The sequence below is a fragment of the Sphingobium lactosutens DS20 genome (assembly GCF_000445105.1).
Taxonomy (GTDB): Bacteria; Pseudomonadota; Alphaproteobacteria; order Sphingomonadales; family Sphingomonadaceae; genus Sphingobium; species Sphingobium lactosutens.
In genome coordinates this window covers 1-24708 of record NZ_ATDP01000063.1, presented here as the reverse complement: position 1 = coordinate 24708, position 24708 = coordinate 1, and the positions used below count along the sequence as shown (strand labels likewise).

Annotated in this window: 21 protein-coding genes and 1 pseudogene; 12 read left to right on the top strand and 10 right to left on the bottom strand. The window is 64.2% G+C overall.

Features of this window, described 5'->3' with window-relative positions:
- Positions 1–93 precede the first annotated feature (93 nt).
- Together RLDS_RS32385 and RLDS_RS32380 are read right to left on the bottom strand one after the other, a co-directional pair.
- On the bottom strand, positions 94–516 hold the full coding sequence (locus RLDS_RS32385; RefSeq protein ID WP_021224627.1) for a DUF1810 domain-containing protein: 423 nt from the start codon (positions 514–516) through the stop codon (positions 94–96).
- Positions 516–1133, bottom strand: coding sequence for an SOS response-associated peptidase family protein (locus tag RLDS_RS32380; protein WP_021224626.1), 618 nt, complete (start codon positions 1131–1133; stop codon positions 516–518). Before RLDS_RS32380 ends, RLDS_RS32385 begins: the two co-directional genes overlap by 1 nt.
- 136 nt (positions 1134–1269) lie before the next feature.
- Here RLDS_RS32380 and RLDS_RS32375 point away from each other — a divergent pair, with 136 nt between their 5' ends.
- From RLDS_RS32375 to RLDS_RS32350, 6 genes are all read left to right on the top strand, one after another.
- On the top strand, positions 1270–1710 hold the full coding sequence (locus tag RLDS_RS32375) for an SOS response-associated peptidase family protein (RefSeq protein WP_021224625.1): 441 nt from the start codon (positions 1270–1272) through the stop codon (positions 1708–1710).
- 14 nt (positions 1711–1724) lie between these two features.
- The gene (locus tag RLDS_RS32370; protein ID WP_021224624.1) at positions 1725–2306 is read left to right on the top strand and encodes an alpha-ketoglutarate-dependent dioxygenase AlkB; all 582 of its coding nucleotides are present in this window, start codon (positions 1725–1727) and stop codon (positions 2304–2306) included.
- 620 nt (positions 2307–2926) lie between these two features.
- Positions 2927–3448 (top strand): RNA polymerase sigma factor, encoded by a 522-nt coding sequence (locus RLDS_RS32365; RefSeq protein ID WP_021224622.1) that lies wholly within the window; start codon positions 2927–2929, stop codon positions 3446–3448.
- Between the two features lies 1 nt (position 3449).
- Positions 3450–4433, top strand: a complete 984-nt coding sequence (locus RLDS_RS32360; RefSeq protein WP_031297403.1) for a FecR family protein — start codon at positions 3450–3452, stop codon at positions 4431–4433.
- 131 nt (positions 4434–4564) lie between these two features.
- Entirely contained in the window at positions 4565–7555 is a 2991-nt protein-coding gene (locus tag RLDS_RS32355; protein ID WP_021224620.1) for a TonB-dependent receptor domain-containing protein, read from the top strand.
- A gap of 6 nt (positions 7556–7561) precedes the next feature.
- Positions 7562–9835 carry a S9 family peptidase gene (locus RLDS_RS32350; RefSeq protein WP_021224619.1) on the top strand — a complete coding sequence of 758 codons (2274 nt, stop codon included), beginning with the start codon at positions 7562–7564 and terminating at the stop codon, positions 9833–9835.
- A gap of 37 nt (positions 9836–9872) precedes the next feature.
- Here the strand turns inward: RLDS_RS32350 and RLDS_RS56850 are convergent.
- The 4 genes and pseudogenes from RLDS_RS56850 to RLDS_RS54420 all read right to left on the bottom strand — a co-directional run.
- A pseudogene (locus RLDS_RS56850) lies at positions 9873–10835 on the bottom strand (asparagine synthase-related protein); the annotation flags it as partial.
- Positions 10836–11524: 689 nt separating this feature from the next.
- The gene (locus RLDS_RS54425) at positions 11525–12088 is read right to left on the bottom strand and encodes a lasso peptide biosynthesis B2 protein (protein ID WP_021224615.1); all 564 of its coding nucleotides are present in this window, start codon (positions 12086–12088) and stop codon (positions 11525–11527) included.
- Between the two features lie 63 nt (positions 12089–12151).
- Positions 12152–12301 (bottom strand): hypothetical protein, encoded by a 150-nt coding sequence (locus tag RLDS_RS56215; protein WP_021224614.1) that lies wholly within the window; start codon positions 12299–12301, stop codon positions 12152–12154.
- Positions 12302–12395: 94 nt separating this feature from the next.
- On the bottom strand, positions 12396–12998 hold the full coding sequence (locus RLDS_RS54420; RefSeq protein ID WP_021224613.1) for a GntR family transcriptional regulator: 603 nt from the start codon (positions 12996–12998) through the stop codon (positions 12396–12398).
- Positions 12999–13273: 275 nt separating this feature from the next.
- Here RLDS_RS54420 and RLDS_RS32325 point away from each other — a divergent pair, with 275 nt between their 5' ends.
- Positions 13274–13777, top strand: coding sequence for a helix-turn-helix domain-containing protein (locus RLDS_RS32325; protein ID WP_052034070.1), 504 nt, complete (start codon positions 13274–13276; stop codon positions 13775–13777).
- A gap of 176 nt (positions 13778–13953) precedes the next feature.
- Here the strand turns inward: RLDS_RS32325 and RLDS_RS32320 are convergent, their stop codons facing one another.
- The 4 genes from RLDS_RS32320 to RLDS_RS32310 all read right to left on the bottom strand — a co-directional run bounded on the left by RLDS_RS32320 (position 13954) and on the right by RLDS_RS32310 (position 17107).
- The gene (locus RLDS_RS32320; protein ID WP_236616792.1) at positions 13954–14463 is read right to left on the bottom strand and encodes a DNA -binding domain-containing protein; all 510 of its coding nucleotides are present in this window, start codon (positions 14461–14463) and stop codon (positions 13954–13956) included.
- Positions 14420–14743 (bottom strand): transcriptional regulator domain-containing protein, encoded by a 324-nt coding sequence (locus RLDS_RS57375; RefSeq protein ID WP_408021102.1) that lies wholly within the window; start codon positions 14741–14743, stop codon positions 14420–14422. The genes RLDS_RS32320 and RLDS_RS57375 overlap by 44 nt, the downstream gene beginning before the upstream one ends.
- A 330-nt stretch (positions 14744–15073) precedes the next feature.
- Positions 15074–16615 carry a Fic family protein gene (locus tag RLDS_RS32315; RefSeq protein WP_021224610.1) on the bottom strand — a complete coding sequence of 514 codons (1542 nt, stop codon included), beginning with the start codon at positions 16613–16615 and terminating at the stop codon, positions 15074–15076.
- A 288-nt stretch (positions 16616–16903) separates the two neighbouring features.
- A complete protein-coding gene (locus RLDS_RS32310; RefSeq protein ID WP_152527989.1) occupies positions 16904–17107 on the bottom strand; it encodes a hypothetical protein in 204 nt (67 codons plus the stop codon).
- A 799-nt stretch (positions 17108–17906) separates the two neighbouring features.
- On the opposite strand from RLDS_RS32310, the gene RLDS_RS32305 reads away from it, so the two are divergent.
- The 5 genes from RLDS_RS32305 to RLDS_RS32285 all read left to right on the top strand — a co-directional run.
- Positions 17907–18719 carry an ArdC family protein gene (locus RLDS_RS32305; RefSeq protein WP_021224608.1) on the top strand — a complete coding sequence of 271 codons (813 nt, stop codon included), beginning with the start codon at positions 17907–17909 and terminating at the stop codon, positions 18717–18719.
- Positions 18720–18876: 157 nt separating this feature from the next.
- Positions 18877–20226 carry a tyrosine-type recombinase/integrase gene (locus RLDS_RS32300; RefSeq protein WP_021224415.1) on the top strand — a complete coding sequence of 450 codons (1350 nt, stop codon included), beginning with the start codon at positions 18877–18879 and terminating at the stop codon, positions 20224–20226.
- Positions 20223–22010, top strand: coding sequence for a hypothetical protein (locus RLDS_RS32295; protein ID WP_021224414.1), 1788 nt, complete (start codon positions 20223–20225; stop codon positions 22008–22010). Before RLDS_RS32300 ends, RLDS_RS32295 begins: the two co-directional genes overlap by 4 nt.
- Positions 22007–24169: a hypothetical protein gene (locus tag RLDS_RS32290; protein ID WP_021224413.1), complete on the top strand. Its 2163-nt coding sequence runs from the start codon at positions 22007–22009 to the stop codon at positions 24167–24169. Before RLDS_RS32295 ends, RLDS_RS32290 begins: the two co-directional genes overlap by 4 nt.
- A gap of 169 nt (positions 24170–24338) precedes the next feature.
- Positions 24339–24708, top strand: a 370-nt coding sequence (locus RLDS_RS32285) for an ArdC-like ssDNA-binding domain-containing protein (RefSeq protein WP_021224600.1), incomplete at its 3' end; no start/stop codon positions are given.

The following is a 24708-nucleotide window of genomic DNA, read 5'->3' as shown; positions in this document are numbered from 1 at the left end:
TACGACTCAAATGTTCCCTTTATGTTCCGCCCTGCCACCCGTTTCGTCAAGGGCGATGAATCCCAATTTTCTCAATAGTTAGTTCGTAACGGATCAACTCTGCAGAAGCCGGCGCGTCGCTGGATCGCGCTCGCCGAAGAACCAGCGATCGAGCACATCGGCAAAGGATGGGGCAGGGAACGCCGCTTCAAATAAAGTGAGCGAGGAGCGCAATTTCATGGCGTCCACAGCCCCGAAAACGACGACAGGATCATCGATATCGAGTTGCAGGAGCGCGTGGACGCACTGGCGATATTGCTTCCCGCGAAGTGGATGGTGGAGATAGGCACGTGCTTCCTCGATCGAGGCGATTCCATAATATTGCGCGGTCGAACTATGACCAAGACCGCGCAATTGCGGGAAGACATACCACATCCAGTGAGAGCGTTTGGCCCCTGCGGAAATCTCCGACAGAGCGGCCGCATAACAGCCGGCCTGGGCATCGAGAAAGCGGGCGAGGGACGCATCGTCTCCCATCAGAGCAGCGCGCCTTGCGCGGGGGGCGCGCCATAGACCTGGGTTACAGGCAGGCTTCCCTGCGGCAACCAGCGCAACACCTTTTTGGCTGGCACGCCAGGATCGAGCCAGTCGGCCCATTGGTCGCGAGCTAGCGGGATGATCTGACGGTGGTGATAGGGCGCAATGTCCGGCCCGGCATCCATGGTGAGCATGGTGAACGCTTCGCCCATGGGGCTCTCGCGCCAGATACCTGCAATGCAAAACCAGTCATGGTCGGCCATGGTGAAAAGCCATTTGTCGAGCCGCTTCTGTTTGGAATCGGCAGGATCAGTGAATTCGTAGAATCCGTCGGCCAGGATCAGGCAGCGACTGGATGTGAATTCCCGGCCCTCGGTGCGGAAATTATAGACGGGTTTGCCGTTACGGCCCGGCCATGACCAGCGCCGGTTGAGGAGTTCATCGATCCCGCTTCCCGCCTCGCTGCGCCGGACGATCGGGGCCATGTCGGTCATCCTGATGTCCTCGCGCGCCGGCACATTCGGGGCACCTTCGGGCATGCCGATCTTGATCTTGAGCCCCTCGAAATCCTCGGCGATCGACGCGATGTCGATCAGCAGGCGATAGTCATTGCACATTGAACCTCCTTATTCGCCGCCGCTTGCTCCTCGATATCGTTCCCTGTATGTTCCTTTGATGGACTCGAAAGCAACACCCTTCGACTCCGACGCGCTCGGTAGTCGCCGTGCCATCATAAGGCGCAATCCCGATGATATGGCCGAGATTGAGATGATCGAGGCGGCCTGGGGTTCCAACCCGCGCTTCGCCGACGGGGTGCGCTACGAGTTCATCCGGTCCGAAGGGCGGCAATTTCCCAGCCATCGCTGCCTTGTCGCGGCATCGGAATTCCACATTCGCAATGGCGAGAAGAAGTTTCGCGCTTTCCGCGAGGATGGCAATTTCTTCTATCTCGCCGCCATCTGGGAGCCGGCCATGGGCGAGTGGCCCGCGAGCTACCGCATCATAACGCTCGACGCGAATCCGGACATCATCCGCTTTCAGGCGCGTCATGGCGCCATCATCGAGCGCCGGGATGCGCAGAAATGGCTGGATTTCGCCGTGCCCGAAGCGCAATTGCTCGTGACGCCGCCGGCAGACATCTTCACGGTCGAAGAGATTTTGACCAAGCCCGTTCAGACGAGCCTGGCTTTTTGAAGCAGGTTCGGGACATGGGTATGTTCGCGCAAAATGGCGCAGGGCAGGCTGACCTTTTCGGCGCGCCTCTCCTGCCGGGCCTTTCGTGGAGCGATGATTTTCTCACGGCGCGCGAAGAGCGAGCGCTGATCGAACGGATCGAAGAAACGAGCCTTACGCCCTTCCGCTACCAGCAGTGGACCGGCAAGCGGCTGACACGCAGCTATGGCTGGAGCTATGATTTCGAAACCGGCACATTCGCGCCGACCGACCCAATCCCGCAATGGCTGCTGCCAGTCAGGGCGCGCGCCGCCCGCTATGCCGGGCTCGCACCGGAAGAGATCGTCCAGGCTCTCCTCATTCGCTACGATCCAGGCGCGGGGATCGGCTGGCATCGTGACAGGCCGGTTTTCCGCCATGTCATCGGCATCTCGCTGGGCGAGCCGGCCGCCATGCGCTTTCGTCGCAAGAAGCGCGATCGGTTCGAACGCATCTCCGCGCCGCTGACGCCAAGAGCCATCTATCATCTCGATGGCGAGGCGCGAAACGACTGGGAGCATAGTATTGCGGAAATGGAGGCCGCGCGCTGGTCCATAACCTTTCGCACCCTTCGCTGAGCCAGATCCGTTTCTGGGCGACCCATGCAAATTGAGAGGAGGGGCTGCGATGATCGCGCTGTTGCGACCGGTCCGGCTGCCTTGGCGCTGGCGCGATATTCTCTGTCCCGCCTGAGGGCATGCGCCAGGCTCAAGCGATGTGTCGGTTGCATGCCGGCGCTCCAGGCAAGAGCCGAGAGATAGCGATCCGGATCACTGCCCATCTTGACGGCACGGCCATGGCTGCGCATCTGCGTGCGATGGCCCAAGGGCGCTTGCACGGCGTAGGCCTTGCGCTACTTTGGCCTCAGCTGCCGTGAATAAGCCGGGTTCATGCCGGAAGGGACGTCGCGGTACATATGTGCTCCCGGCCAATAAGCGGGCTTCTTGCATAGAGGTTCCAACACCCGTCCCTTCCACTTTTTTTGGGACTTGATCCCGACCTGCAAATGAATCAGCCTTGAAGGGCTCGCGGGAGGCTGCGGGCAGGGGCGTGGAAACCCTTATGCAAGACATGGATCGCTGCTGGCTGCGCCGGCGGCCTTCGCAGGTCCGCAAGCCGTCGCGCTTGCGGGCGACGCTGCGCATTGACGTTTCCTTTCGGCATCGCGCCGGCCCCTTCCGGAAAGTGGAGTGGCCCGATGTCTGCACATGATGCGCCCGCCGAACAGGAGAAGGCCGTGACGCCTTCGCTTGGCGCATGGTTCGAGCGCGACGGCCGATGGCTGGAGCGTCTCCTGAGCCGAAATCTGCGATTGCCCTCCGCCGAGGTGGAGGACATCGCGCAGGATACCTGGTTGCGCATCGCACGCATGGCACCGGACGAAGTCGCCCATCCCAGGGCCTTCCTGTCCCGGATCGCCCTCAACCTGTTTCGGGACCGGCGCCGGCGCGAGAAACTGCGTCAGGAAAAATCGCACCTTCTGGCGGCGAACGACATCACGCCGCTCGGACCCGATCGGTTGCAGGAGCAGGAAGCCGACCAGCTGCTTGAGCAGATCATCGTCGATCTACCGCAAAACCTGCGTGACGTATTCCTCCTCAGCCGGTTCCGGCGCATGACGAACCATGATATTGCCGAACATCTGGGGATTTCCGTGAAGACCGTCGAATGGCGCATGTCCAAGGCAATGGAGCACTGCATGACGAAGCTCCGGGGCTAGGATGATGGATGACCATGATCCGACCGCCGAGCACCGCCGCGCGCAAGCCGCTCAATGGTTTGCGCGCCTCAAGTCCTTGCCGGTCTCCAAAGGTACGCTGGAGGATTTCTTCGATTGGCGACGCGATCCCGCGAATGCGGAAGCGTTCGCCGAGGCCGAATCGCTCTGGCATGATGCCGGGCGACAAGGCGACAGCCCCGCCATCCTCCGGCTGACCGCCGAAGCCTATGCGCGCGCAGGGGCAACGCCCAGACCCAGGCGATCCATGCGCTCCCTTCTCGCCATTGGCGCAGGCGTGCTCTTTGCCATGCTGGTGGCGGGCTGGTGGATCTTCCAGGTCGATCGACCACAGGAATTCGCCACATTGACGGGTGAGCAGAGGGCCGTGGCGCTCTCGGATGGCTCGCAGGTCCGACTCGATACCGAAACCCGCCTCAACACCCAGATGGAAGATGATACGCGCCAGATCCGGCTCGACCAGGGGCAGGCGATGTTCGAGGTCGCCCATGACCGGGCGCGCCCGTTCCGCGTGAAGGCCGGCGACGTCGAGGTGGAGGCCACCGGTACGAAGTTCGACGTGCGTTTCGTCGATGGCGTCACCCGTGTCTCCCTGTTCGAGGGTGGCGTCGATATCCGCGAGGCAGGCCGCGACGTGATCCATCTGTCGCCGGGCGAGATGTGGAGTTCGCAAGCCACGCACGCGGCGAGCATCACATCGCTCGATGTCAGGCGAGCCTCGGCATGGACGCAGGGGCGGCTTATCTTCGAGGCCACGCCTTTGTCGGAAGCGATCTTCGAGATTAACCGCTACACGCAGAACAAGGTCGTGCTGGGCGCAACCGCGCGCGCACGCGAGCCCATCAGCGGATCGTTCAAGACCGGTGATCCCTCGGGCTTCCTCAAAGCCGTCGCCGCGCTGCTGTCGCTGGACTTTGAAAGGCAGGAGAACGGCACGTTCCTGCTTCGCGATCGACGTCCGTCATAAATTTGAAATTTTTCATTCCCTGCCATTAGGGTGACCCCAGGGCCGAGGCGTCCCTTAGCTAGAGGGCGGCGATCAGGCACGCCCGAGCCGGTGGTGTCTTGCCCCGGCGCCAAGGGGGAAGAACCGTCGCCATGCGCACTCAGATCATCGCCGCCCTGTTCAGAGGAACGTCACCCCTCATCGTGATGGCGGCGGCGTCCGCACAGCCCGCATCTGCGCAAGTGGCTGAGACGCGCATCGCATTCGCCATTGCGCCGGGTGCCTTGTCCACGGCGCTCGCTCAATATGCCGAGCAGGCCAAGGTGCAGCTCATCTATACGCCGGCGCTCGCCGCCGGCCGCAAATCGACCGGGATCAAAGGACAGTTTTCGCCGCGCGAGGCGCTGGCGCGACTCCTCGCAGGCACCGGCATCGCCGTGCAGCAGGTCGACCGGGGCGTCTTCATGCTGAGCGGTGCGCAGGGCGAGGCTGATGAGGCAGGGGAGGGGCGATCGTCGGCCTCTACGGATGAAAGGCCGCAGGACATCATCGTGACCGGATCGTACATTCATGGTGCGCCGCCCACAGCGTCGCCCACCAAGGTCGTCACACGGTCCGATATCGAGCGTGGCGGCTATAGCTCGGTCGCACAGGCGCTCCAGGCGATGCCGGGAAATTTCGGCGGCATGGCGACCGAGCAAAGCGCACTTACCTATGCCGACCGGTCGGGTAGCAATACCACGTTGGCCTCGGGGGTGAATCTGCGGGGCCTCGGTCCGCAGGCGACGCTCGTGCTGGTGAATGGCCGACGGGTGGCGGGCTCCGGCATGATGGGCGACTTCGCCGATATTTCGAGCATTCCCATGAGCGCGCTCGATCGGGTGGAAATCATCACCGACGGTGCATCCGCCCTTTATGGATCGGATGCCGTCGCCGGGGTCGTCAATATCATCCTCAAGGAGGATTTCGACGGACTGGAAATGCGCTTGCGCGGCGGGACAGTCACACAGGGCCACGCCCGTGAACTGCAATTCTCGCAGACCGCAGGCAAGAGCTGGGGCAGCGGTTCGCTTCTGCTTTCCTACGAGTATCAGCGTCGGGTCGCACTGCGCTCGGCCGATCGGGCTTATGCCCGGTCGGCCGATTCCCGACCTTTCGGTGGCACCGATCGCCGCTATCCCTATAGTTCGCCGGGCAATGTCCTGGGTTTCGACGAAAGCGGCGCCCTGGTTCCAACCTATGCCATTCCCGCAGGACAGGATGGGACAGGGCTGACTGCGGATGATTTTCTTGCCGGCGAGGCCAATCTCGAAAATTTCAGGGAAGGAACCGACCTCTCGCCGGACCAGAAGCGCCACAGCCTCTATGCCCGCGTGTCGCAAAGCCTGACCGATGCTATCCAGCTTTTCGCGGAAGGGCGATTTTCGCACCGGAAATTCTCCAGTCTGACGTCCGGCTATGCGACCATCCTCTCGGTCACGGACGCCAATCCCTGGTTCGTGTCGCCGACCGGGGCATCGAGCGACCTCATTGGCTATGCCTTTACGCAGGAACTGGGACCGGTTCGCTCGGCCGGCACGGCCAGGAGCTATGCCTTGACGGGCGGTCTCGAAGCCGAACTTGGGGCGGATTGGAAATTATCCAGCTATCTCGCCTATGCCGCCCAGCGCGATCGCAACAGAACAGATCAACTCGCCAACGAATATCTGTTGGCAGAAGCATTGGGCAGTATCGCCGATGATCCTGCCAGCGCCTTTTCCGCGCAGCGCGATGGCTATTTCAATCCCTATGGCGATGGGAACGCCAATTCGCGCGCCTTGCTGCAGGCAATCAGCGGCTATTCCGATTATGAAAGCCGATCCAACATCCTGACCGCCGACATGGTCGCCGACGGATCGCTGTTTTCGTTGCCGGGCGGATCGGTCAAGCTTGCCGTCGGGGCCAATTACCGGCGCGAACGTTTCCACAGCCAGGCGGTGGACTTCATCTTCTCGCCAACCCCGGCTGCAGGAAAACCGGCAGATTATTCCCGCTCGATCTGGGCAGGCTTTGCCGAGCTCGCTGTGCCGCTGTTCGGCCCCGACAATGCGCGCGCCGGTTTCCAGCAGCTGGATTTTTCCGCAGCCGTTCGCGCCGAGCGCTATGATGATTTTGGCAGCACCGCCAATCCCAAATTCTCGCTGCGCTGGGCTCCCGTCAATGGCATGGCCATACGGGCGACATGGGGCACGTCCTTCCGGGCGCCCAATCTGCGCGAACTGGGCGCGCCTGAAACCGCCAATCTCAGAATCGCAACCAACGAGGCGGGGAACTCGGTGGTCGTCATCCAGCGCAGCGGTGGCAATACCGGCCTGTCGCCCGAAAAGGCGAAGAGCTGGACCGTGGGACTCGACCTCACCCCATCATCCCTCGCTGGGCTGACGGCGAGTCTCACGGCTTTCCGCACCATATTCTCGGGCCGCATCAGCAATGTGGTCCAGCAGAATTTCTCCAGCGCGTTAACCGATCCGATTTACGCCCCCTTCGTCCGGTGGGTCAGTCCGGGGACCAGTGCCGATGATCTGGCCTTTGTCGAAGAACTGCTTTCCCGCTCCGGCACCTCCAATCCCTATCCGGTGGAAAGCATCGCCGCCGTCGTGGATGCCCGCTACGTCAATACCGGACGTGTCGATGTGGCCGGCGGCGATTTCGACATCAATTATGTTTTCGAGCGCGGTTCCAATCGCTTCAATATCGGCGTGGGCGCTACCTATCTCGAACGTTGGCGCGAACAGGTGACGCCGGATTCACCGGCGGTGGATCGCCGCAATGTTGCGGGCAGACCAGTGGCTTTCAAAGGGCGGATGACCATGGGCTGGGCGCGCGGGCCGTTCGACACGCAAATTGCCCTCAACCATGTCGATGCCTATCACGATGAAGCGGGCAAGCGTATCAAGGCATGGAATACGGTCGACATGCGTATTGCCTACAAATCGAAGGCTTCCACGGGCATCGCGTCGGGCTTCACCATTTCACTGGCGGCGCAGAACCTCTTCGACAAGGCGCCTCCCTTCTACGACTCGACCGCCGGCGCCGGCTACGACGGGGCCAATGCCGATGCGACCGGTCGATTTATCGCCCTCGAAATCGCCAGACGCTGGTGACATCGCATGCGCCGCCTCCTGTGCTGGCTAGTCGCCGCTATCCTGATCCTGCAATGCGCGGCGGTGGCAGCGCGCCCCTATAGCCTCGACGATCTGCTTCGGCACGAAGATACAGGAAGGATGTTGGTCGATCCGGGCGGCCGATGGCTTTTATTCGAGAAATATGAGTCGCATCTGGCGATGCAACGCCAGGATCGATTGTCGCTCGGACAGATTCTGCGCGCGCGGCCCTATATCGTCGACCTCCATGGACGCGGACCTGCAAGACCGCTGCTCGATGACGACCAGCCCGGCACCATCCTTCTAGGGTTTTCGCCTTCGGGGAAACGGATTGCGGTCGCGCGGCTGCAAGGTGGGGCATTTCGCTTCGGCATCATGTTGCTTGCTTCTGGCGCCGTTCAGTGGTGGCCCTATGCGCCGGTCCATGACGGTTTCCACCCCGTCCATAGCTGGCTCACGGACGATCGGCTGCTGATCCTGTCGCAGCGCGATGACAGACCGGCTGCCCAGTTCGCGCTGGACTGGCCACCCGAAAGGCCGATGCGGGAGCGATGGGACCGGACCGCCGCTGGCGCTCTGGCCGTATCGATCAGCGGCAGCGGCCGCTATCTGCGCGATGATGGACGCTCCCAGCAGCAGCTCCTGATGGTCGATGCCGTTACGGGAGCGGCACAGGCTCTTGCCACAGGCCCGTTTGCGCAGATGCAACCATCCCCCGACGGCAAATATGTCGCTCTGCTAAAAGCGGATCGGGCGCGGCAGCCCTCCGCCGACCAGATGGTGCGGGAGGATGACAGCTTCCATAGCCGCCATCTCCTCCTGCTGGATGTCGCATCCGGGGCACAATGGGAGCCCTGCTCCGACTGCAGCCTGCCCGGCGATCCGCGCTGGTCAGACGATGGCGCGCATATCGGCTTCGTCGCGGACCGCAATGGGCGCCGGGAGACCGTGATGGCGAACATGGCGCGGCATGTCGTCATGTCAGCAGGCCCGGTCCGCTCGGCATCCTTGGACGGTTGCAGGCTTTCCCCACATCAGGACGTGCCGGTCGCCGCCCGGGCGTCCGTTACGCCGACCGATGAGAATATCAGCTTTTCCGTTCCGATGGCATGCACCCGGCCACCGGCCATGCCGGGCACCATCTGGGGTGCCGTGTCGTGGCACGTTGGCACAGGCGGCGTCATCGTCGAAAGGCCGACAGGAGGCGTCATACGGGTTCCATGGCAAAGGCCCGAGGCGATCGTGTCCGTGCAGTCGAGCGATATAGGGAAGGGCGGGGCAGTTGCGCTTCGCATTTCCGCCGCTTCCGGGCGGAGCGCCCTGTTCCTCGCAGACCAGGGGAAACCTCGCTTTCTCATGGCGTTCAACAGCTTCATGCGCGATGTCGAACCGGCCATCATGCGACCGCTTGTCCATCCATCGGCGGACGGTTCGCCGGTGACCAGCTGGCTTGTGCTTCCACCAGGAGCGAAGGGGGCCAAGGGGCTGCCGATGGTGGTCATTCCCTATCCTGGGCAAATCTATTCAGACGTTGCGCCCGCCGATCAGCAGGTCGGCCGTGAACGCTTCTACACCAATGCGCAGCTTCTGGCGGCAAGCGGCTTTGCCGTACTATTGCCGTCCATCCCGATGCCGCCCGTTCTTCCCGACACCGGCTTCGATTTTTCTGCCGCGCTCGCCCCGGCGATCGAGGCTGCCATTGCCACCGGCAGCTGCGATCCTGCGCGCCTCGCGCTTTGGGGCCATAGTTATGGTGCATATGGTGTCGCCATGGCAGCGGTGCAGAGCCGGCGCTTCCGCGCCGTCGTCGCATCGGCAGGCATATATGATCTGGCCGCGACCGCCGGGACCTTCGGTCGCGCGATGCGCCTGTCGCCCGAGGAGGGACTGAATGTCGCGGCCTCCTATGCCTGGGCTGAAAACGGGCAGGGGCGGATGGGCGTAGCGCCCTGGAAGGCGCCGGGGCGCTATATCGCCAACAGCCCCATCTACCAGGCCGATCGCGTGAATGTGCCGATGCTCATCATCGGGGCCGACCGCGATTTCTCGCCGGTCGAACAGGGTGAGCAGCTTTTCTCGGCCCTGTTCCGCCAAGGCAAGGATGCCCAGCTCATTACCTATTGGGGAGAAGGACATGTTATCGGCAGCCCTGCAAATCTCCGAGACTTCTATGCTCGTGTGATCGGTTTTCTTGCAGATAATCTGGCGGTGAAAGCGCGGGCTGTTCCCGTGGTTGCTGCAGCCGCTCCTGCCATCCCCGCATCCAGCGCTCGACAATGAGCAAGCGAATGATCTCGCCATAGCAACTGGACTGGACCAGATGGTCGGGGTCGAGCACATGTTCGAGCTGCATCCGATCCACGAGTCCGGTTTGTGCCAGTGCGCCTTCGAGCAGTCGCATACGAAGGATCGGCACGCTTCTGGCCAACGTCTGTCCGAAGAAATAGGACAGGCTGCCTTTTCCGCGTCTCTCGATCAGCGCTGCGGGCAGTCGGTTGGCAAAGGCTGCGCGCGCCATGGCCCGGTCGCGCCTTCCCTCGGTCAGAGCCATGAGCGACTGGCCGAGCGCATGTTCGACGATCGGTTGCGAAAGCAGCGGATGGATCACTCGCATCACCTGCGCGCAGCGGCTGGGACCAAATGCGTTCCGGTCGCCGGCTATCGCTTCGATCTGCATGCGCTTGGCTTGAGACACGCCCTCGAGCGACCCTGCCCATGTCAAAGGTCGCGACTGGCTGGGATGGACACAGAAGGGACTGCGTTTGCCCGCGACATCAGCGTTCCGCACCGAAGGCAGCCAGGCCGCGGCCGCGACCCTCCAGATACTGGTCTGGCACCAGCGCGCGAGCGCCTCCAGACGTTCGAGGTTGAGCTTTTGCCCGTCCGGCCAGCCGTCTTGTGCCACCAGCGGCGTGGGATGCTGGAAGAACAGCGCATCGCCGCCGCGGCCGGTGAACAGTGCATCGGCGCCTCGCGCCTGGCCCATGGCCGCCAATTGCCGATCATGGAAAAAGCTTGTGCTGCCGATGCCGGGGCGCACGCCCACGGCCGCCCCATCCAGCAAGCTGTCGTCGATCGCCGAAATGCCGAACGCAATTTCGTGCGGTTCCAGCCCAAGCCTGTCTGCCACGGCGCGACTGAAACGGCGTTCGTCGCCAGCCAGGCTGTCGCTGAAAAATGTGAAGGCGCCGATCCCTTCGCCCTTTGCCTGCGCCAGGCTCGCCGCGACGATGGCGGAATCGAGACCGCCCGAAAGTTCCACGATGGGCTTTGCATGCATGGATGACCAGGCAGACACGCTTGCGTCCACGATGCGGGTCAGCGCCGCCGGGTCGCCCGCCGCGCTGCGTGGCGCGCAATGGTCGCGCGGTGCCCATAACCGTCTGGCACTGGTGCCGGATCGGGTGAAGCTGGTGATCGCCCCCGGCTGCAAGGGCGCCACTCCGATAAGAGGCGCGGTTTCAGCGGCCTGGGAGGGATGGTGGAGGAGATGGGCTATGTCCTCCAAGTTGATGGCGAGTGTCGCAGGCGGAAAGCGGTCGAGCCAATGATCCGCGTCGCAGGCCAGCAGCGTCACGCCGCCATGGCGCCAATGAAGGCATTCCCGCGATCCGATCGGCTCGGCGAGCACGGATAGGAATAGCGGGGCATGGGGATCGTGTCGCAACGCTATATAGCTGCCCCAAAGAGAGGAAAGCAGGTCAGAGCAATATTCTCGAAAGCCCGCCTCGTTCGCTGCTCCTGGCCTGGGCAACGTCCCGGCTTGCGCGCTGCCAAAGATTTCGCCGACCAGATATTGGGAGGGGGCCACCTGCTCGGCCCATGCGCCCTGCGTCGCGACCATCAGGCCATTGGACCGCAAAATCTGGATATCGCGCTCGCGCAGCAACAGGGCCTCGATCCGGCTGGCAGTTGCCACGCCCATGGCATCCTCGGGATGCCAGGCGGCGATGAGATAATCGCCGCGCATCAGCTTTGGCGCAGCCGAAAGATCGGTACATAATCCTCGATCAGATGGACCCGCTCACCGATCAGCATATCGTCGATCGCGAGCCAGCAATGCGCGCGAAAGGGAAAGAGCTGAACCCCGATGACCCAGTCCGCGCTGCGTCCATGATAGGACAGATAATGAAGCAGCGCATAGGCGCGCAGAAGGCAGGACGCACGATAGGGAAGGTAGAGGTTCATCCGCTCGAACCGGGCAGCCAGGTCGTGAGCAGACGCAGCGCTGCGCCGGAAGGGCGCCTGGCCAAGATGCATCGCCTCGATCATCAAAGACCGGATCGGCTTGCGAAAGAAGGATGGAAGAGCGGCGCACCATGCGCGCATGAAAAGGCGTCGGTCGCCCGCTTCGAGCCGATCATCAGGGGCCTCGGGCTCCCGCCAGATGGGCAGGCGCGGCTCTGCGCCGACCTCCCATCCATGGTCCACTGGATCATAATGGCAGCTATAGGCATCGGCTTCGAAGTCGAGTGTGACGACGCCGTCACCGCATCTGGCGGTGGGGGCGCCGAAAAGGTCAAGAGAAAGCATGGCGGCTCCTCATGGACGGTGCCGATGCCGAGTGTAGTCAGGCACCGGCACCGCCAGCTTGGTTCAGCCGCCGACCGTATATTCGCGGTCGAGGATCATTTCCGGCTGCCCGCCCGAAAAGCTGGCGCGCGTCAGCTTGCGCGCCTTGCCCAGCGCGATCGCGCGGTTCGCGGGACGCAGATCGGACGAGCCGGATTGAACGGACTGTTTCATTTCAACCTCCTTCATCGGGCCGCGACCATTCGCGGCGACTTGAGTAGGAAGCAGGCGCAAGTGATAGCAAAATCATATTTGCTCTATATCTGGCCTATATTCTCGGAACATTGCCCTGACCCTCGAAGGCGTTCGCAAGCTGGCCCGCGACGTTGCGGCAGCGCGCGTGAAAAGCATGGCTGATATCGCGCGCCATCGCGGGATCATCCCGTGTGAGCGCATCTGCAAATAGCTGAGCGCGCTCCCCCATGTCCCCAAGAATGGTCGCTTCATGGCGGCGCAGCACAGCGAGCCTGTCGTCCACATAGCGCCGGATCGAGATGATCGCGGCGTCGCCTGTCGTTGAGGCCCTGTTGTCGAACAGGCGCCAGAGGCTTCGCGGTCGACCGGCCCTGTACCCGCTTGCTGGATGAAGCTGCAATGCCCGATCCATCCACAGCTCGTGGGCTGTGTAGAGGCTGATGATCGCGCGGGCATTGAGGGGCGCAAGATAGAAGCCCTCGCGATGGCGCTCGACGACGAGATCGCGCCCGGCCAGCTGGCGCAAGGCCTCGCGCACCGGCGTCGTGCTGACGCCCAGGGACTGCGCCAGCGTAGTGATGCCGATCCGATGAATCGGGCGATACTGGCCCTGGGCGATCCGGCTGAAAATCGCATCATATATGGCCGCATAGGATTTGGGCGCCTTGCGCATCATTCGACTTCTCCCTGAGAAGTCCATCGCCGCTCGCCTTGCGCGCATACGCAAGAGATAACCTCATTTTCACCCTGATTGGGCAGACGCGCGCAAATCAATAGGTTGCATTATGCGATCAAGCTGCTGATACTCTGCAATCCTATCGCGGTCATCCCGCAGAGGATGTTCGTTCCGGCAGGAGAGGCTTTGACAGGGTTCGCGGACCTGCCTCCACGCAGTTGCTGTGTCGAGCCAAGGATGGACCGGCTGGCCGGTCGCGCATGACGGGGGCGGCGATGTCTTTCACGACCGACATGGCGGACAGCGGCGAAAGTCTCTCGCGTGCCCTTCGCGCCATCCGGCGCAAACGCGGCCTCAAAACCAGCGATGTTGCCCGCCGCATGGACATGGCGCAGCGCAGCTACGAGCTATTCGAGGCTGGCGGCGGACGCATTACATTCGAGCGATTGATGGCTTTTGCGGAGGCCACGGACTGCGACCCTTTTGCATTGATGCTGGTGGGACCGTTCGGCTCGGCCGAGTTCGCCATCCACTGCGCCGACACCAAGCTGGCGATGATCATGGTCATGTCGCTGCAGGAATTTGCCGAGGACCGCGGCGCCGACCTTTGCTTCCTTGAACCGCCCAATATCATCGCGGCCTTTCAGCGCCTCTTCAAGGATCTGGGCGGCAGGCTCGACGACAATGAGGCTTTCCTCTCCAAATGGCTGGATGGACGCACCGCCATGATCGATCTTGGCGCGCTCAGCATGCGGGGCCTGCGCCGCAGGAAGGCGTGATATCGCGTATTTTCAACATCGCTATGGCGACGGGGGGAGCGGGCATCGTCTCAGGATCATGGCGCTGGCTAGCGGGCAACGGGATGACCGCTCGATACGAGCGGCTGCCTGGTTTGGCGCATGGGCGCGGATCGGTGGATCGGCAACCGGCTCCAAGGTCGGCCATAACAGCGATCCTAGAGAAGCGCCTTGTAACCGCCGGCAGCCAAAGCGCGGGCCTGGGCAATAAGTCTGCGCGTCCGCGACTTGAGATGATCAGATGCCTGATTCCATTCGCGTTCGACCGTCATTTCTCCGAACAGGGCGATGGCGGTTTCCCGGAGCGAGCGATGTCGCGCAAGCGCGTCGAGCGTGGCGAGAAGCAGCGACCATCGCTCGCCGCGCGTGGAGTTGCGCTCCAGACTCTGCGGCCATGCGCCCTGGCGCAAGAGCCAGTCCCATCGCTGCAACGCATGGGTTCGCTCTAGCAGCGCGGCGCCTTCGATAATATATCGCAACCCGACCGGGCCTTGCAGCAGATCGCCTGCCGTCAAACTAAGCCTGAGCTGCCTTTGGGGGCTTTCGACGAGCAGTTCCTGACGGTCGGGCTGCTGTAGCAGCACCGCAGGCCAGGGCAGTTCGAAGAGCGAAAATGCGCCAGGCTCAGTGGACCGACATGGGCGCGCCAAGGCGCATATGACGTTCATGTCCACCGCGGCCTCCCAGAACAGGGGGACGTCGCGTGCTGTCAGGCCCGGATCGCCCTCGAAAACATAGCCCCCAGGATGTGAGCGGGCGGCAGGTCCGGATAAGCTCCAGCGAGGGGCTGGTTCGCAAGAGCCTTCGCTCATAGGTCTGGCCCCTATAGTCCGCCCGCCTACGCAATATCTCCCATGCCATCTGCGATCCGGTCAGAAGATGCGCATCTTGCGGCACCGATCGCTCGACGATCTCTGGCCGACATGAACTGGTCCGGGCTCCCTGCATGCTTGTCTCCCATATTTTGGTCAGGAGCAGAGGCTGCATGAGCGGAGGGTGGGAGCGGGCACGCCACGGCTTGCCGGTGCGGCGAATTGACGCGCTTGTGCCATGTCTGGCGGGAGGGTGCGGATATTCCGCATATATCAGGCGTATATTTCGCCATCTCCATGCGGACGATCAACTGCGGCGATTCCATGCGGCCGTGCGCACTGCAGGATCGGCAGGAACGCGCGCATTTTTGCGGGTGTCTCGGGAACCAGCGAGCGAAGGCCGGGCGCATATTCGATGGTCGGCAGTGGACGACCCGGTCACTTCTGGAGGCGTTGCAGCCGGCTTTCACTCCGGTTCGATGAAGCTGTCCCAATAGAGACGTTCGACCTCGCGTACCTCGTCCGCCGTCAGCGCGGCAAATTCCCGTCCCTGGGCACGCTGGGACAGCCGGCCATCATTCTGCTTGAGGAACTTGTGAAGCAGTTCGACCTGATCGGTCGGCATGTCGATCATTTGCTGAATGCCCAGCGTGAAGCGATCATACCCTTCGAGGAAGGCGACCTCCTCGGGCATGTCCACTTCGATCGTCTGTTCCACACAGGCATAGAGGAAGGCGGCATGCGCGGTAGCGTCGAAAAAGCGGTAATAGGACGCCGTCTCGTTCAGCACCTCGACATTGCCACCTGCCGTGCGCCGCCACTCGATCAGCGGCAAGAGCGGCCTTGAATAGCTTTCGAGCACGCGTCGATAGGCATCGATTTCCCGCAGGATTGCGGCGCTCACCGGGAAGACCAGGCCAGGCGGGTTGTAATGCGCCGCTGCCAGAACATGATGGATGAGCCAGCGATGGAGGCGGCCATTCCCATCCACATAGGGATGGATATAGACAAAGCCGAACGCCAGCGCCGCTGCGGCGACCACGGGATCATAGCCACCCTCGCGGGTCCGGTCGGCATAATCGACGAGGCCGGCCAGCAAGTCATCAAGATCCTGCGCGCGCGCGCTGATATGGTCGGGGATGGGATCGCCGGTCTCGCGGTCATGAACCCCCACGAAGCCCCCTTCTTCGCGTAGGCCCAGGCGCACGAAGCGCGCATCGCCGATGACGATGCGCTGGAGACGGTCGAACTCCGCCAGGCTGAGCTGCGTCTGCCCTGCTTCAGCGATCGCCTGGCCCCAGCGGACCGCGCGATTGCCCGAAGGGCGTTCCCCTTCGATCGCGAAGGAGGAGCGGGAATCGTTGAGCAGCAGAAAGGCCGCCGCACGCGCCACCAGATCAGGTCTGATCCGCCCGATCTGGGCGCGTGCGCGCTCGTCGAGCTTCTTGGCCGCAAGCGCGCTCAGTGCAGGCGAACGATCGACCATGGGACAGAAGCGTGGTGTTCCGGGCAGATTGTTCAGCACGCGATGGCGCGATGAGGTCTCGCCGCGGGCGAGGGCGAACTGCATGTCCGGGTCGACCACCTCCACCTGACGGACCTTGCCCGCGTCGGGAAGGTCAAGCATGTGCCCGGTCATCCACTCATAGAGAAACCAGATCCGGCGCGCGAACGCGCCCGTTGGTGTGGTGCTGACGATATCGGCAACATCCTCTGCCGGGATCGTCCGGAACAGCTGGTCGAGCACGGGAAGGTTCACGCCTTCCCACTTGATCGCGAAGGTGAGGTGCCCAGCCAGGCTTTCTTCGGGCCGATGGCGTGGCGTCAGCATCAGCCAGCTGTCGGTCGATACCGGGTGATGGCGTTGCGCAATGGCGGCAAAACGTGGTGATAGTGGAACCGCAAGATCATAGGCTGCCATCAATGCCGCATAGCCCACAGGCGTAGCAGGTTCAGGCAGCGCGCGACCGCGAAAATCCGTCACCGGCTGTGAAGGCCATTCACCCATGCAAACTCCTGCGAAAAACCATCACCGCAACCGAGGTCGCCCGCGAATCTCGATCATTGTCTGCGAATAATTATCTCAAGATCGCAATTTTGTGAATATCGTTCACTTTCTTCCGATTTGCGGATGGGCCGACGGCGCCTTTTGCACGGCATGAGGGTCGTGCCTCGCGGCGAGGCGAGCCGGCCGCGCGAAGAAAAGAGAGATATGTCTGCTGCACTTTTGGCAGACCAGGCGGTGTGGGCAGCCAGACCCGGATGTTGCTGGTCGGCGGGTTGCAGGCCCGCAGATTCAGTCGGCGGAGCGATCGGAAGCCATGATGGCGTCGACTTCGCTTGCGCTCAGCATACCGCGCAGCTGCGCTTCGTCGAAAATGGCGGTGTTGAAGTCGCGGTCATTTTCGCCGGAGCCGACAGCGTGGATGCTGTCGAAAATCTCGCGATCGCTCATCTCGCTCGCCTGTGACGCAAATTTCATGGGATCAGACATACTCATGGCACCGGTCTCCGTTTGCAAGCGGCAGACCAATGAAGTCCTGTCAGTCGGTATCGTGCTCGGGAACCCCTGTGATACCGATGACTGCCTTATACCACGGCAGGGCTTTGAGCGCCAAACAGACGCATCATGGTCTCGCCCTGAACGCAGGGCCGCAAAGCTAATCGCGGCTACACCTTTCATATCGCTTCCCATTCAGCGAGCCCAAGGCCGGGGACCAGCAGCGCCGACCATCAGGATCGATCATCGCCTTTCGGCGGGCACCGGGCGGCCCAAACCCAGACGGATCGCCTGCCGAGCCTCGAGTCGCCGCCGGAAAGGCGCTGAGCGCCGCATCAACCACGTCGATAGACGCGCGCCAGCAAGGAGGAACGCCCACCCAACAATGCGTCCATTTTAAGGTCTGCAAATGGGGATATATGCTTTTCCGGGCCTGCGGCTGCGCCTGTCGCGCTCTATGCCGCCGTCCTGGGCCGGCGGCACCCAGCCCCGTTTTCCGGGTCTGGTCCATTCGGTAACGATCGCGGGCAGGGGGCGGACCCATCCAGGTCCGCCCGGCGGTCGCCGCGCGAGCGCGGCGGCGCTTGTGGGAGCCTCTCCCAGAAAGCGGGAGCAGGCGGCGCTCCCTCCTAGGCCCTTCGCGGTCGCCGGCAACCCGCCGCTTCGCTTGCGGGTGCTTCACTTACGTTACGCCCTTCGGTGCCTGCGTCCGCCGGGGCGGGCCTTTCCAGTCGCATCTTGCCGCCCACCCCCGCTTTTCGGGGAGGCTCATGTTTTTGGGCAGGCAGGAGGACAGGACATGGCTCATTCCACCAGCCGCAGCGCCAAGGCCAAGCGCCGCGCCGCAAACGCCCAGCCCGAACGGATCAGCCTCTATGACGAGGTCACCGCCAAGATCATCGCCCAGCTTGAGGAAGGGCATTTTCCTTGGGTCCAGCCTTGGGCATCGGGACCGGCCGCCATTGGCGGGGCGCTTGGCCCCGGCCTCCCGCGCAACGCGCTGACCGCCCGCTGTTATTCGGGGGTCAATATCCTCATCCTGTGGGGCGCGGCTATCGATCGGGGCTATCCCTCGCAAAGCTGGCTCACCTTCAAACAGGCACTCGATGCAGGCGGCAATGTGCGCAAGGGCGAGCAGGGAACGACCGTCGTCTATGCCGATCGTTTCACACCCGAAACAGAGAAGGAAAGGGCGCGGGAAAGGGGACAGGACGCCAAGTCCATCGCCTTCCTCAAGCGGTTTACCGTGTTCAACATCGCCCAGTGCGAGGGGCTGCGCCCCAGCCTTGCCGCCGAACCTGCCCCTTTGCCCGAATGCCAGATCATCCTCATCGCCGAAGACGTGATCGCGGCGAGCGGCGTGGAGTTCCGCATCGGCGGCGACCGGGCTTATTATATGCCGTCACTGGACGTGGTGCAGGTGCCGCCGCAGCCTGCTTTCTATGAGCAGGTCAATTATTACCGCACTTGCCTGCATGAACTGACCCACGCCACCGGCCACCCATCGCGCCTCGACCGCAATCTCAAGAACGGCTTTGGCAGCAAGGATTATGCCCGCGAGGAACTGATCGCCTTATCTGGACAGTCTGCGCCGTCCGCAACATTGCAGTAAGGTCGGCGATGGACGCCCACGGTAGGCAGTAATCAGGCTGGCCGTAGCGCTGACCCAAGAGCTGGCGGAGGCCAGCCTGATAGCTGCCGGGCCATAGCGCGCATCGGTGTGAAGGTCAGCTTCCGGGTGGGGGGTCCGGGGGGAGGGCTTCGCGCCGGTGTCGATCATTACTGTTTGCGAGCGTCGCGAGGCCAGGGGCCTCGATGCGCATGTGCCGCTGATCCAGCGCGACGACGCGCTCTACGATCCCGATCTGGATCGCTTCTTTCTCGACCTGCCGCTGTCGGGCGTCCGCTCGCGGCACTCGCTTCGCGCCTACGCCTATGATGTCGTAGTCTGGCTTCGTTTTCTCGATGCCTGCGGCAAGACCGTGTGGGCTGCGACCCGCGACGATGTCGACGCCTATCATCGTGAGCGACGCCGCGACGATGCCGATCACCGGATAACGGCGGCAAGCTGGAACCGCGCCGTCGCCAGCCTCGATCGCCTTTACCGTTGGGGCGAGCAGCAAGGGTTGATCGCCGACGCGCCGTTCAGCCGCCGCGCCGTGTGGCGACCGGCGCAAGGTGGCCGTCGCGGCATGATCGCGGCGCGCAACGATGCCTATGAACGTGTCGCCAGGCGATCGGATGTCCGGTTCGTCACGATGGACGACTACCGCATTTTCCGCGAGGTCGGCCTGCGCGGGCTCACCCCTGACGGCACGGAGCGCCCCGGCGCTCGCGACCGTAATGGGCTGCGCAACGCGCTGTTCGCGGATCTTCTCGTCACCACCGGCCTGCGCCTCGAAGAGGCGTCGGGCTTGCTCACCGTCGAGCTCGCGGCGATCGACCGCGAGGACGGTGACGTCCAACAACTTTGGTTGCCCCTTCCGCCGCCGCTCACCAAGGGCGACCGCGGACGCAGCGTTCTGGTCCCACGCCGGCTGCTTCGTCAGATCGCCGCCTATGTCGCGGTCGAGCGCGCCGCGGGCGTGGCCAAGTTCGCCGCGCGCGACGGTGCGGCCAGCTTCGACCGACCGATCCCTGTCACCCGCGCCGGTCTCGACCGCATGCGCGATATCTGCACCCCGGAGGAACGATGCCGCCTGATCCTGTGCGACGAGGATGGAACGCCCCGCGAGCCGGCGGCGCTATGGCTGACCGAGGTCGGCCAGCCTGTCCGCCCCAACTCGTGGGAGGTGATCTTCACCCGCGCCTGCAAGCGGTGCGCACAGAACGGCTTCCCGCTGTCGATCAGCCCGCACCAGCTTCGCCACGCCTTCGCAGTCCATATGCTCGCCTTGCTGATCCAGCAGCGGCTGCGCGAAGCGGCATTGCCGGTGGGGCCGGTGGAGAGCTATCGGCTGATCCTGGGCGACCCGCTGCAACAGGTGCAACGCCTGCTTGGCCACGCCAGCCTCACCACCACCTATATCTACCTCGACCATATCGCGACCCGCGCCGATACGGTGGACGCGGCCGTCGAGGAGCTGCTGGCGTTACTGCCGGGGCCGCAAGGCGTATGAGCGGGCGTCCCCGCAAGGGCCGGCCTGTCGCCTTTGCGCCGATCACGCCGGAGCGATCGCAGCCCGATCCTGTGCTCGGCCTCAAGTTCACCATCGAGGCGCGGCATGGCGGAACGGTCCTAGTCGATATGACCGGGCTCGATCCTCGCCCACTCGCCATCGCTTTCGCCGGTGCGCTGCGTCGATCGGCGGCGCTCGGCGGCCCCATCGGTGCGGCCAGCGTCATCAAGCAGTATGTTCAGGTCTATCGCCACTTCTTCGCCTGGCTTGGCGATGATGCGCCGGAGGTGACCGGCGTCAACGACCTGCGCGCAGTCCATATCGATGGCTTTGCGTCCGCGCTCGAACGGCGTGGGATGGGCGCGATCCACCGGCACATAACGGTCGGCAAGGTCATCAACACGCTGCGCGCGATCGAGGCAGACCGGCCCGATCGGATCGCGCCCGACCTGCATGAGCGGCTGCGCTACACGCTGGCCACTTCGGCGGGCCGCTCGACCCCGCGCGATGCCTATAGCCCCTTCGTCGCCCGCGCGCTGCGCGACGCCGCGAGGGCCGATATCGAAGCGATGCTTCGCCGCCTCGGCGCCGACGACCGCACTGATGAGGGCGACCCTGTCGTCGCCAGGGCGCGCGCCGATGTCGAAGCGATCATCGCGCGGCAGGGCTTTATCGTCGCAGACCAGCCCGCGCTGAAGCGCCTCTATTTCATGCGCATGCGGCGCGGATTGCCGATCAGCACGCTCATCGACGACCTGCATGGCCGCCATCATCTGCTCGCGCGCGATCTGCCGGCGCTGCTCGTGCTGCTCACGCTCGATACCGGCCTCGAGCCGGAGTGCCTGAAGACGCTGACCGTGGATTGTCTCACCAACCCGCATGCCGGCACGGTGGAGCTGCGCTATCTGAAGCGCCGCGCCCGCGGTGCCGAGCACAAGAGCATGCGGGTCCGCGATGGTGGTAGCGGCACACCCGGCGGCCTCATGCGTCGCCTGATCGACGTCACCGCCGTCGCACGCGAGCATCTGACCGACGATTGCCTCTGGCTCTATCACAACGTTGGCGGCCTTCGCGCCGGCATCGTCGATCCCAAGTTCCAACTCGCCGCCTGGGCTCGTCGCCATGGTATCGCCGGCGATGATGGGAAGCCGCTCCATCTGCTGCTTTCCCGGCTGCGCAAGACCCACAAGGCGTTATGGTACACCAAGACCGAGGGGCATATGGCCCGCTTCGCGGTCGGTCACACCCGCGAGGTTGCGGCGCGCCACTATGCCGATCTGCCGTCGCTCCGGCCGTTGCACGAGGCGGCCGTCGCCGATGCCTTCCGCGCAGCGGTCGCTGCGGCGATGCCGACCGTGCTTCCACCCACCGCCGAGCAGGCGCTGCGCGAAGCGCCCGAACAGGTCGCGTCGCTGATGTCGGCTGATACGGTGGGTCCGGTGCTCGACGGCGAACAGGATGTCTGGCTCGCCGCCTGCGCGGGCTTCCATAGCAGTCCTTTCGCCGAGCCCGGTTCGCCCTGCGCGCAGCCCTTCTGGGGCTGCCTCGATTGTCCCAACGCCGTCATCACCGCGCGCAAGCTCCCCGCGATCCTCGCCTTTCTCGCGTTCGTCGAAGAGCAGCGATGCAGCCTGCCGGCGAGCGACTGGGCCGCCAAGTTCGGCCGCGTCCACACCCGGATCACGGTCCAGGTCCTGCCGGTCTTCTCCGATGCCGTTATCGCCGAAGCGCGCCGGCAGATGGGGAGCGAACGGCTCTATCTGCCGCCGGAGGCACGCGCATGACCACGCCCGTCCATGCCCTCGTGCCCGCGTTCGACGATCGCCCTGTGCTGGCGAGCGCGCCGCTCAAGGCGGGCCATGCCCGCGAGGAGCTGTCGCACGTCGGCGACCCGACCTGGGATCTCGGTCCCGCCGTCTTCCGCGAGAACGCTCGGCGCTGCCACGTCACCGTGCATTTCGACGTGCTCGAACATGCCGATGTGCAGGCGGCAATGCGCGCCTATCTCTACGCCCGCCTCAACGTCGGTCTTCCCGGCTACCACCCGAAGCTGCCGCCCGCCAGCATCCGACAGGCATTCAACCGGGCTCGCCGGTTCTTCGCCTTCGCGCGCGAGCGGCTTGGGCGGCTCGACCTGGGCCGCATCGATCAGGCGCTGATCGACGCTTATGCGCGCCACCTGCGGGATGATTCAGCGCGGCGCCCCGTCATCGTCGGCCAGCTCTTGCAGGTGGTCACCGATCTCTACCATCTCCGGGATCACCTGCCTGGAGGCGGTCTCGGGTTCGAGCCGTGGGCCGGGCAAGCGGCTGCGCGCGTCGCCGGATATCGGCATGTGCGCGAGAACCGCACCCCACGCATGCCGGAGGAGATTGTCACGCCGCTGCTCGCCTGGTCGCTGCGCTATGTCACGACCTTCGCGACCGATATTCTGGCGGCTCGGGTCGCGCTCGATCGGCTCGAGGCAGTCCGCGCTCGGCTGCTCGCCGCCGAACGCGGACTGCCTGATGCAGAGCGCCGCCTGCGGCAGCGCGCGCGCCTCGAGCGCTATCTCGCGCGCCGAGCCCGGCAAGGACGCGGCGTGCCCATCTGGACGACGGCACACAACGGCGCCACGCGCATCGATCCCCTCACCGGGGATGCAACCCCGCCGATCAACGCCCATCTCCTCCATTTGCATGCCGGCATCGATGCCGTCGCCGAGCCGGCCATGCATCTCATGCTCACTACCGGCGCACCGGATGTCATTCGCGAAGCGGTTGCATCGCTTGGTACCGAGGTCGGCGGCATGGACACGCCGATCTCGATCGCTCCCGAGAGCGGTCGGCCATGGCGTGCCCGCTTCGACGTGAAGACCCTAGCGATCGAGGAGCGGATGCTGCAGGCCGCCGCCTATATCGTATGCGCCTATCTGACCGGCATGCGCGACTGCGAGGTCCAGGCGATGCGGCGCGGCTGCCTCTCGATCGCGCGCAGCGAAGACGGCCTGATCGAGCGGCAACGCGTCCGATCGACCCTCTACAAGCGCCGATCGAGCGCCGGTGAGTCGGCGAGCTGGGTGACGATCGAACCGGTGGCCGAGGCGATCACGGTGCTCGAACGGCTGTCGGAACACGCGGCACGGAAGACTGGAAGCGACACGCTCTGGCCGGTGCTTCGTCCCCGCGCTGTCACCAAGACGCATCTGTCGAGCGAGGTGGTCCGCCAGCTCAACGCCTTCCGCGACCACCTCAACACCGTCTTCGGCAGCCCCGATGCGCCGGTCATCCCACCCGGCCCCGATGGCAAGCCGTGGCGCATCACGACGCGGCAGTTCCGGCGCACCATCGCGTGGCACATCGCCAACCGTCCGTTCGGCACCATCGCCGGCATGATCCAGTACAAGCATGCCTCGGTCGCCGCTTTCGAGGGCTATGCCGGGACCAGTGGATCGGGGTTTCGCGCAGAGGTCGAGGCGCAGCGCCGGCTCGGTCAGATTGACGATCTGCTGGACTATTTCGACCGGCGGCAGGGCGGCGCATCACTCGGCGGACCGGCGGGACCACGCATCGCGCGGACCCTCGACGATGCCGCCGTTAAGCTCGGGCCACTGCCCGCCATGATCGCCGATCGGGCCCGCCTGCGCGTCATGCTCGCCAGCGTCGCGCGCACCTTCCATGTCGGCCCGCTCGCGGATTGCTTCTTCGATCCCGCGACCGCGCTCTGCCTCAAGCGCGTGACGACCCCCGATCCCGCGCAGCCGCTTACCGCCCTGTGCGAACCGACCCGCTGCCCCAACGCCTGCATCACCGCCCGCCACAGACCGGCCTGGGAACGTGCGGCGGCCGATGCCCGGGCGCACTTACGCGAACGGCGCATCTCCGACCTCCAGCGTCAGGCGCTCCAGCGCGAGCTTGATCGCCTGACCGCGGTGATTGCCGGGATCGACCCTCCCGCGCCGTAGACCACCCCGGCTGTTGGCGGAGTCCTGCGCCGGTCGGCGCGCCCGCGCAACGGCTTCGCCGTCCTTCGCTTCGCTGCGGCCCTGACGGGTGCGCGAGCCCCCCTGTGCCCGGCGCGAACGGGCCTCCGCCGCCGGGGATGGTCCCCGGCGCGAGAACGGAGAACATATCATGTCAGCCTCACCACGCTCAGACGTCTACGCTCGCGTCACGCAAGCGATCGTCGACGCCATCGAAGCCGGCACCGGCACCTGGCGCATGCCGTGGCATCATTTTGGCGCCGACGTCACCCGCCCGACCAACGTCGCCAGCGGCAAGCCCTATCGCGGCATAAATACGATCTCGCTCTGGGCGGCCGCCTATGGCAGCGGCTACGCGAGCGGGGTCTGGGGCACCTATCGCCAGTGGCAGGCGCTCGGCGCGCAGGTCCGCAAGGGCGAGCACGCCAGCCTCGGCGTCCTCTGGAAGGAGTTTCGCGCGAAGGGTGACGACGCCGGCGGCGATGACGACCATCGACGGCTTTTCGCCAAGGCGTTCAGCC